Consider the following 8,771-nt stretch of genomic DNA (forward strand, 5'->3'; position numbering starts at 1 on the left):
CTTCACAGAGGCATCCGATGGATTCGACACGGTGGGCTCCAATGCAAGGCCAGGAAACGATGATCTACTTAGTTCTTCTTCGGTTCAAGCACGTCTTTGCCCATGAAAGGCCGCAGAGCCTGTGGGACGACGACGGAACCATCCGCCTGCTGATGGTTTTCCAGGATGGCTACAAGCCAGCGCGTGGTAGCCAGCGTGCCATTGAGTGTGGCTGCGGTCTGCGCCTTGCCGTTTTCGTCGCGGTAACGGGTCGAAAGGCGGCGAGCCTGGAAGGTGGTGCAATTCGAGGTCGAGGTGAGCTCGCGGTAGGTTCCTTGGGTGGGCACCCAGGCCTCGTTATCGAATTTGCGGGCTGCTGAAGATCCGAGATCTCCGCCGGCGATGTCGATGGTGCGATAAGGCAGCTCCATGGCCGCGAGCATGTCCTTTTCCATCTGCAGCAGCGCCTGGTGCTGAGCCTGAGCTTCCTCCGGCTTGCAGTAGACAAACATCTCCACCTTGTCGAACTGGTGGACGCGCAAGATGCCGCGGGTGTCCTTGCCGTGGGAGCCAGCCTCGCGACGGAAGCACGAGGACCAGCCTGCGTATTTGATGGGGCCGGAGGAAAGATCGATGATTTCATCCTTGTGGTAGCCAGCAAGGGCAACCTCGGAGGTACCTACCAGGTACAGATCATCCTTTTCAAGGTAGTAGATCTCATCCGAGTGCTGGCCTAAGAAGCCGGTACCCGCCATGATCTCCGGGCGCACCAGCACCGGCGGAACCATCAACTGGAAGCCTGCCTCGCGCGCCTTTTGGGCTGCCAGCAGCATCATGCCCAACTGCAAGAAGGCACCGTCACCGGTGAGGTAGTAGAAGCGTGCGCCGCCAACCTTGGCGCCACGCTTGACATCAATGAGGCCCAGGGACTCCCCGAGTGCCACGTGATCCTGGGGTTCGAAATCGAAGGTAGGTATCTCACCCACTTCTTCGACGACAATGAAGTCATCCTCGCCGCCGGCCGGGGCACCCTCGACGACGTTGGAGATCTTGTACTGCAGCTCTTCCACCTTGGCCTCGGCAGAGCTTTGAGTCTCCTCGGCCTCCTTGACGCGGGCCTTGAGCTCGTTGGAGCCCTCGAGCAGGCGCGGGCGGTCTTCCGGGGCGGCCTGCCCAATCTTCTTGCCAAAGGCTTTTTGCTCGGAGCGTAGCTCATCCGCGGTCTTAATTGCGCTGCGGCGGGCCTCATCGGCCTCGATCAGCGAATCAACTAGAGAGGGGTCCTCGCCACGGGTTACTTGGGAGGCTCGGACAACATCGGGATTTTCGCGCAGGTACTTGAGATCAATCACGTGCTAGATCCTACCGCACCGCCCCAGCCTTGCAGTGGTAATAACCAGCGATTTATTATGTAGACATGTCCTCCCCACACGCACTGCCCGCCCGCACCATCAGCGACGGCCCCATTCCCAAGCACGCGCAGTTGCGTGACATCCTCTCTGAGCTGTGCCAAACCACCCTCAAGCCGGGCGATATCCTGCCGGGCGAGCGCATCTTGGAGGAAACCTACGGTGTTTCCCGCATCACCGTGCGCCGCGCCATCGGGGATCTGGTCGCAGCCGGGCGGCTGCGCCGAGTCCGCGGCAAGGGAACCTTCGTGGCCCCCAACCCGCTCGTCTCCCGCCTGCACTTGGCCTCTTTCTCCGATGAGATGGGCGCGCAAGACGTCAAGGCCTCCTCGAAGATTTTGTTGGGCGGGCGTAGCACCGCACCGGAGGAGGTCTCCGAGTTCTTCGGCACCGATCCCTCCCTCCCGCACACGCACCTGCGCCGCCTGCGCCTGGGTGATGGCGAGCCCTATTCCATCGATGATGGCTGGTATAACTCCGCCTACGTGCCCAACCTGCTCGAAAATGACATCTATAGATCCGTCTACGCCATCTTGGATTCGAACTTCCGCGCCCCCATTACGGAGGCCGACCAGACGGTGACTGCGATCGCCGCGGATCCCGCCGTCGCCAAGCTGCTCGACGTGGAACCCGGCACGCCCCTGCTCCACATCATCCGGCACTCCCGTTCGGGCGATCGCCCCGTGGAATGGTGCTCTTCCGTCTACCGCACGGACCGCTACCGGCTTAACACCCGGGTCAGCAGGGCCCGCGACATTTAGCAGCAACGGCCGGTGACCAGTAGGATTGGAGTTCTTATGAGTAAATCTTCCTCTTGGCGCTCGGCTGCGGCGGTGAATTGGCTCCTGATCGCGGCCCTCATCACCGCCGCTTTCCTGGGCTCCTATGAATACTTCGCGCCGAGTAAAGAGAACGCGGCGGAATCCGGCGAATCCGCAGGTGGAAGCAATAGCACCGCGACTACCGCGGCCGCTGTCGCCGCCTTCTCCTCGGCCGAGCCGGGAACCTGCCTGACATGGGATATTTCCGCAGATTCCCCCGTCAGCAACTTCCAGGAAGTTACTTGCGACAAAGAGCACCGCTTCGAGGTCTCCGCGCGCGAGGATCTCAGCACCTACCCCACGAGTGAATTCGGCCCCTCGGCCACGCGCCCGGAGCTAGGCCGCCAGGATCAGTTGCGCGATGAACTGTGCCAGTCCTCCACGCTGACCTACCTCAAGAGCAAGTGGGATCCCTCCGGAAAGTTTGACATTGCCTCCATTCTGCCGCCGCAAGGCGCGTGGGACGAAGGGGACCGCACGCTGCTCTGTGGCCTGCAGACCACCGATGATAAGGGAGTCCCGCAGCTGAGCACCGGAAACGTCGCCGCCGTGGATCAGTCCATCCTCGCCTCGCCTGGGCAATGCCGTGTCATCGGTGAGGACCAGGTCGTGCGCACTGTGGACTGCTCTCAGCCCCACCAGCTCGAGACCGTCTCCACGGTCAACCTGGCGGAGAAGTACCCCGAAGGCTATCCCGGTTCCGAGGAGCTGGATAAGTACCTCGGGCAGACCTGCACCGCAGCGGCCACCGAATACTTGGGCAACGAGGAAAACCTCTACCAATCCACGCTGCAGCCTTTCTGGGGATCACTATCTGAGGGCTCCTGGAACGGCGGTTCTCGCTCGGTGAACTGTTCCCTCGTCCACTCCAATGAGAATGGTTTTTCCACCATCACCGGCTCTGCCAAGGGCGGCCGCGATGCCCTTAATATCGACGGAAAGGCTCCTGAGGAGCGCCCCGCCCGCGACCCCATCCGCGAACCCGCCCGCTAGAAAAGCCGGTGGGTGCCTGGGACTGAAAGGCAGCTTTAAGACTATGGTGCATGTTTCCGAGGAGCGCTTCGACGAGATGCTCAATGACGCCCTCGATAAAATCCCCGAGGAATTTGTCCGGCGCATGCGCAACCTTGTCATTTTGGTCGAGGACTATAACCCGGAGCAGCCCAACCTCCTCGGGCTCTACGAAGGCGTGGCGCTGACCCACCGTACCTTCGACCACACCGGCCACCTGCCGGATGCCATCACCATCTACCGCGGCGCCCTCCAGGACTGGTGCTCCACCGAGAAAGAATTAGCTCGGCAAGTAGAAGTAACCGTTTTTCATGAATTCGGGCACTACTTTGGCTTCGAGGAAGAAGAACTCCACGCACTCGGCTGGGGCTAGTTCGCACGCCCCGGGTCCATCTCGGTATCGGCCCACCTGGTCAACGTCCACTGACCGAAGTCCCGCCCGCGCGGCTCCATGATGGTGAAACGGCAATTGGGCATATAACCACTGAAGGCAAAGTCCGCATCGATGCCGGTGGCGTGGCAGGTTGCCACCCTAATCGCCGCCCCGTGGCTGACAATGATGGCATCCTCCTCCGCGTCCAAGGTGTGAGCCACGCTCTCCAGGGTGGGGCGATAACGCGCGAGCAGATCGAGGTAGTTCTCCCCGCCCGGCATACGGGCCCCGGCGTCCCCATCGAGCCAACCCCGCAGGGTGACCATGTACTCGCGGTGGGAGTCCTCACTATTGCTCATCTCCAGATCGCCGGCAAATACCTCATGGATACCGCTCAACAGGGAGACTGCGATGTCATGGGCGGGCAAGCCGCGAGCCTGTTCCCAGGAACGCGCGGCCAGCTGCGCGGTCTGCTGCGCGCGCAGAGCCACCGAGGAGTAGATCTTGAAAGGCCGATCCCCCGTGAGGGCGGATAGTTCCTTGCCCACGCCCTGGGCTTGGGCGCGTCCGCGCTGCGTCAGCTCGGCCCCGGGTGGGCGAGTATCAAGCATGCGCTGGATATTGGAAAAGGTCTGGCCGTGGCGCAGGAGGATGATTCTTCCGCTCATGACTGCCTAGACTATCGCCCGCTTCGCGCGCTCGCTATCCAAGCATCGGCGGCGGCCAGCCGGTTGAGATCCCGTGGGGCCTCCCCCAGCTGTGTAGCCGAGGGCCAAGACCCCACAAAGATCAATTCTTGAGCCCGCAACCACAGCGCGCGCAGGGCCTCAGCCACCGGCTGATCCTCGATGTGGCCAATCAAATCGGCGTGGAAACGGTAGATTCCTAGACCCTGCCGCGTGGGCCGCGATTCGATACGGGATAGATCCACTCCGCGATGCGCAAACTCCTCGAGCGCGCCGACCAAGGAGCCCGGCTCGTTGGGAAGGGTGAAAATAACTGAGGTGCGGTCTTGTCCCGTGCGCTCGGTGGGTTTGCCCGCCGGGCCGACAAGGACAAAGCGCGTGGTCGCGCCTTTCACGTCTGCTACCTCGCTGGACAAGGTGTCCAGCCCAAACAACTCCGCCGCACGGGCCGGGGCAGCGGCGGCATCAACCTCACCGCGAGCCACGGCCTCGGCGGCAGCAGCATTCGAGCTTGCCGGCACGTACTCGACCGCGGGGAGATGATCCTGCAGCCACCCGCGCACCTGCTGATAGGCCACTGGGTGGGTGGAGAAGGAAGCGACATCGCAAAGCTGCATGCCGGGCCGCGTCATGATGGAGAAGGACACCGGCAGATCCACCTCCCAGTAGATCTGGACCGGCCTGCCCTCCACGAGGGCGTCATAGGTGGCCGTCACCGCACCATCCACCGAGTTTTCTATGGCCACGCAGGCATAATCAGCCCGACCCTCGCGCACTGCGCGCAGCGCCGCCGAGGGCGAATCAACCGCTACAGGCTCCACGGCGCTAAATCGTGGGGCAAAGGCCTGCAAGGCCGCCTCCGTGAAAGTACCCGCCGGACCCAGGAATGCGATGGTGGTGCTCATGGCCTTTAGCTTATCCCCTAGACTTATGCGGCATGGAATTCAGCTTGGAGCAGTTGCGGGCGGATCTGCGCGGTCTTTCGCCGCAACACCACGGATTCACTCACCTCGACCTCGACCGGCGCCCCCGCAGTACCGGGCGCCTAAGCGGGTGGATACTCTCCGCCAAAGACCTCAATGACGTCGAGGGTATGCCCACCACTCTCGGGTCGGTGCACCGGCAATACGTGGCCGATGAGACGGATCCCTTCCTCGCTCAGCTCGAAGAGGAGGGCGCGTTGCTCGTGGGCAAATCCGCCGCCCCAGAGCTGGGCCTCACCGTCGACACGGAACCCATCGGCCTGCCCCACCCCGTCAACCCGCTGCACCCTGGCGCGACACCGGGTGGATCCTCCGGCGGCGCAGCCGTGCAGGTAGCCCGCGGCCTTCTGCGCGCTGCTCACGCCACTGATGGCGGCGGTTCCATCCGCGTCCCTGCCGCGGCGTGCGGGGTGGTGGGTTTCAAACCCGCCGGCATTGATTTGGCCGCCGCCGGCTTCATCACCCACAGCGTGGCCGATGCCGCTTTGCTGCACAACATTGTCCCTGCGGTGCCACGCGCGCGCATCGGCATCCTCATCGAGCCCCTCTTCGCGCAGACGGGCGTTGACCCCGTCATGCTGCGCGCAGTCGAGGAAGCCGTATCCACTTTGGAGGGCGCCGGCTTTGAGACTGTTGCGATTTCTCCCTATCCCCAGGCCGCCCACACTTTCCAGACTTTCCAGGATCTCTTTACCTACCGCCTGCGTTCCCTCCCCGATGCTGAGGATTACGTGGCCTGGCTGCGGGACAAGGGCCGGCGCGTCAGTGCGGCCGAGTACACACAGGCTCGCGCACACAGCCGCGCTCTCCCAGAGCTTCTGTCCCAGCACTGGCAGGTTGATGCCATACTCAGCCCGATGCTGGCCTTCGATCCACCGCCCCTGGGTTCCTTCCGGGGGAACGCTCATCAGGAGAACTTCGACGCGCAGACCCGCTGGTCCCCGTGGGGTTCCCTCTTCAATGTGGCGCACCTGCCGGCCATCTCGGTGCCTTGGGCGCTGCCCGGGCGCGCCCCGGTTGGCCTCCAACTGGGCGCAATTACGCTTGACGACGCCGCCTTGCTCGGCCTCGCCGGAGTCCTACACCGATGAGGCTCGATCGCGGCCGCCAGGAGATTCTCCTCGTACTCGCCTTGACCTTCGGGCTCTCCGGGGTGCGCTCCATCCTCAACCTCATCAGTTCCCTGGCCGCGCCGGAGAACCTCAATGCGCAGCAAGTCACGCTCAACGCCACCGCCTCCCGGCTGCCATTTATCGATCTAGGCTTGCAGCTCTGCAGCGCCGCCGCCCTTTTTGCCTATGGTGCGCTGGCCCTTTATCTCTTGGCCGGCGATAAGATTTCCCTGCCGCGCTGGCGGCCGCGTGACGGCGTGCTCGGTGTGGGCCTGGCTGCCGTCATCGGCATCCCTGGACTCGCCTTCTACCTGGCCGCTCTCCACTTCGGTTTGAGCAAAGAGGTCGTGCCCACCGACTTCGACAACGCCTGGGTGGAGGTTCCAGTCCTCCTCATTAAGTCCTTTGCCAATGCCTTCGCGGAGGAGGTAGTCGTAGTCTTCTGGCTTATCACTCGCCTGCGCCAGCGAAAATGGACCCTACCTGCCGCACTCGCCGCCTCCTCCATCCTGCGCGGTTCCTACCACCTCTACCAGGGCATATCCGCCGGCGTGGGCAATATCGTGATGGGCGTTATCTATGCCTACTTCTTCCACAAGACCGGCCGGGTATGGCCGCTTATCATCGGCCATTTTCTTATTGACGCCGTGGCCTTCCTAGGCTATTCCTTCCTCGGGCCGCTTCTTAGCCCTTACTTCGGGCTCTGATTTTTGCGCCTCCAGCACTTTCTCGATCCCGGGGCTTTGCGCCGATCATTGTAAGGTGTAGCGCATGACTGATTCTGGACGGGACCCAAGAAGGGAAGCGCGCCGCGCCGGCGACGCACGCTCCGAGGAGTTCGTGCTCGGTGCGGATGGCCGGCCGTTGACAGATCGCTACGGTCGTCCGGTGCGGCGTCGCAAAGCCGCCAACCCCCAGCGCCGTCCACCACGCGCCGAGCCGCACCACGAGTCCTTTCCTGCGGTTCACCCCCAGGAAACGCGCTTTGACTTAGGCTCCACGCATTCAGCGCACGAGCAGCGCCGACCCCTGCGCGGGCAGCAACCACAGCAGTACCGCCCGCAGCAGTACCGCACCGATCGACCCGATCAGTACTCCCCAGAGCAGCGCCGTTCGGCGGGCCCGCAGGTCCCACGCAACTACTCTGCACCCCCGCGCTCTGCGGCACCGCACCGCCGCCGCAAGAAGAAGGCGCCAGTGCGTGTAATCGGTGGCTGCATGGGCTGGGGGCTGGCCATCATATTGGTCCTGGCTCTCGTCTTTACACTGTGGACGGATGCGCGCTTGAACCGCGTGAACGCGCTGCCTGAACAAAGAGTGGCCAATACCGCGGGCGCGAACTGGCTGCTCGTGGGCTCAGACTCGCGTCAAGGGCTGACCGAGCAAGAGCAGGAGCAACTCGGGACGGGCGGCGACATCGGCGTCGGACGCACCGACACCATCATGCTCTTGCATATCCCCCGCTCAGGCAAGGCGCAGCTGGTCTCGATCCCACGCGATAGCTATGTCGAGGTGCCGGGGTTCGGCATGGACAAGATCAACGCCGCTTTTACCTACGGCGGTCCGCAGCTTTTGACCCAGACGGTGGAGCAATCCACCGGACTGCGCGTGGACCACTACGCCGAGATCGGCATGGGTGGGTTGGCCAATGTGGTGGATGCCGTGGGTGGCGTCGAGCTCTGTGTGGCAGAGCCTATCGATGATCCCCTGGCCGGAATCAACCTCGGGCCAGGCTGCCAGAAGATGCAGGGCGCGGAAGCCCTAGGCTATGTGCGCACCCGTGCCACCGCCCTCGGTGACCTCGACCGCGTGCAGCGCCAGCGGGACTTCTTCGCGGCTTTGCTGCACAAGATCACCTCCCCGGGGACTCTGATTAACCCCTTCCGGATGGTATCCCTGGTTAACCAGACTGCGTCCTCGTTCATCGTGGGAAGCAAGGACCACGTCTGGCACCTAGCGCGCGTGGCGCTGGCCATGGGCTCTGGAGTTGAGACCCAGACCGTGCCCATCGGCGGGTTCCAGGACACTGAGGTGGGCAACGTCGTCTTATGGGATGATGCCGCCACAGCCCAGCTCTGGGATTCGATGCGCTAGTTATTCGCTTGAGTTTGAGCCCGGCTCTTCCGGGTTTTAGAGGGCGTGGTGGGACTGGCATATAAGAAGCGAGTCCCTTGCCGGTATTTTCCGGGATCATCTCCACCGCACAGTCACAGTCCTGCCCGCTTGCCCGCTGGGGGTTTGTTTTTGGGGTGCCGGAAGTCGCCGCCTGGCTTGTTGACCTAACGGCTCGTATGTGGGGGCTGCCAGATTATCTTTCCGCCTTCGCGGGCAAGGCGCCCGCGCCGCGGTGGCGCATTCGGATCATCCTCATTAACCCCGTCGTGGTAGTTACACAAG

Annotated in this window: 9 protein-coding genes and 1 pseudogene; 6 read left to right on the forward strand and 4 right to left on the reverse strand. The window is 63.1% G+C overall.

Features of this window, described 5'->3' with window-relative positions; genetic code table 11:
• Positions 1 to 68 precede the first annotated feature (68 nt).
• Positions 69 to 1,331 (reverse strand): serine--tRNA ligase, encoded by a 1,263-nt coding sequence (gene serS / locus B2696_RS09735; RefSeq protein ID WP_286955170.1) that lies wholly within the window; start codon positions 1,329 to 1,331, stop codon positions 69 to 71.
• A 65-nt stretch (positions 1,332 to 1,396) separates the two neighbouring features.
• On the opposite strand from serS, the gene B2696_RS09740 reads away from it, so the two are divergent.
• Genes B2696_RS09740 through B2696_RS09750 form a run of 3 tightly spaced genes read left to right on the forward strand, consistent with a single transcriptional unit; the run spans position 1,397 to position 3,593 of the window.
• On the forward strand, positions 1,397 to 2,149 hold the full coding sequence (locus B2696_RS09740; protein ID WP_286955171.1) for a GntR family transcriptional regulator: 753 nt from the start codon (positions 1,397 to 1,399) through the stop codon (positions 2,147 to 2,149).
• A gap of 36 nt (positions 2,150 to 2,185) precedes the next feature.
• The gene (locus B2696_RS09745; protein WP_286955172.1) at positions 2,186 to 3,202 is read left to right on the forward strand and encodes a septum formation family protein; all 1,017 of its coding nucleotides are present in this window, start codon (positions 2,186 to 2,188) and stop codon (positions 3,200 to 3,202) included.
• Between the two features lie 43 nt (positions 3,203 to 3,245).
• Positions 3,246 to 3,593 (forward strand): metallopeptidase family protein, encoded by a 348-nt coding sequence (locus B2696_RS09750; RefSeq protein WP_286955173.1) that lies wholly within the window; start codon positions 3,246 to 3,248, stop codon positions 3,591 to 3,593.
• On the opposite strand, the gene B2696_RS09755 is transcribed toward B2696_RS09750, so the two are convergent.
• Entirely contained in the window at positions 3,590 to 4,261 is a 672-nt protein-coding gene (locus tag B2696_RS09755) for a histidine phosphatase family protein (RefSeq protein WP_286955174.1), read from the reverse strand. The two genes, B2696_RS09750 and B2696_RS09755, sit on opposite strands and share 4 nt — an antisense overlap.
• A gap of 11 nt (positions 4,262 to 4,272) precedes the next feature.
• Complete coding sequence (gene pheA / locus B2696_RS09760) at positions 4,273 to 5,184, reverse strand: prephenate dehydratase (RefSeq protein WP_276623042.1); 912 nt, start codon at positions 5,182 to 5,184, stop codon at positions 4,273 to 4,275.
• Positions 5,185 to 5,216: 32 nt separating this feature from the next.
• On the opposite strand from pheA, the gene B2696_RS09765 reads away from it, so the two are divergent.
• From B2696_RS09765 to B2696_RS09775, 3 genes are all read left to right on the forward strand, one after another.
• Positions 5,217 to 6,353, forward strand: a complete 1,137-nt coding sequence (locus tag B2696_RS09765) for an amidase (RefSeq protein WP_286955175.1) — start codon at positions 5,217 to 5,219, stop codon at positions 6,351 to 6,353.
• On the forward strand, positions 6,350 to 7,081 hold the full coding sequence (locus tag B2696_RS09770) for a CPBP family intramembrane glutamic endopeptidase (protein ID WP_075730715.1): 732 nt from the start codon (positions 6,350 to 6,352) through the stop codon (positions 7,079 to 7,081). Before B2696_RS09765 ends, B2696_RS09770 begins: the two co-directional genes overlap by 4 nt.
• Before the next feature lie 64 nt (positions 7,082 to 7,145).
• Positions 7,146 to 8,468, forward strand: a complete 1,323-nt coding sequence (locus tag B2696_RS09775) for an LCP family protein (RefSeq protein ID WP_286955176.1) — start codon at positions 7,146 to 7,148, stop codon at positions 8,466 to 8,468.
• Between the two features lie 185 nt (positions 8,469 to 8,653).
• Here the strand turns inward: B2696_RS09775 and B2696_RS09780 are convergent.
• Positions 8,654 to 8,771 (reverse strand): annotated as a pseudogene (locus B2696_RS09780) (HNH endonuclease); the annotation flags it as partial.

The sequence above is a fragment of the Corynebacterium sp. UBA4397 genome (assembly GCF_002390965.1).
Lineage (GTDB): Bacteria > Actinomycetota > Actinomycetes > Mycobacteriales > Mycobacteriaceae > Corynebacterium > Corynebacterium flavescens.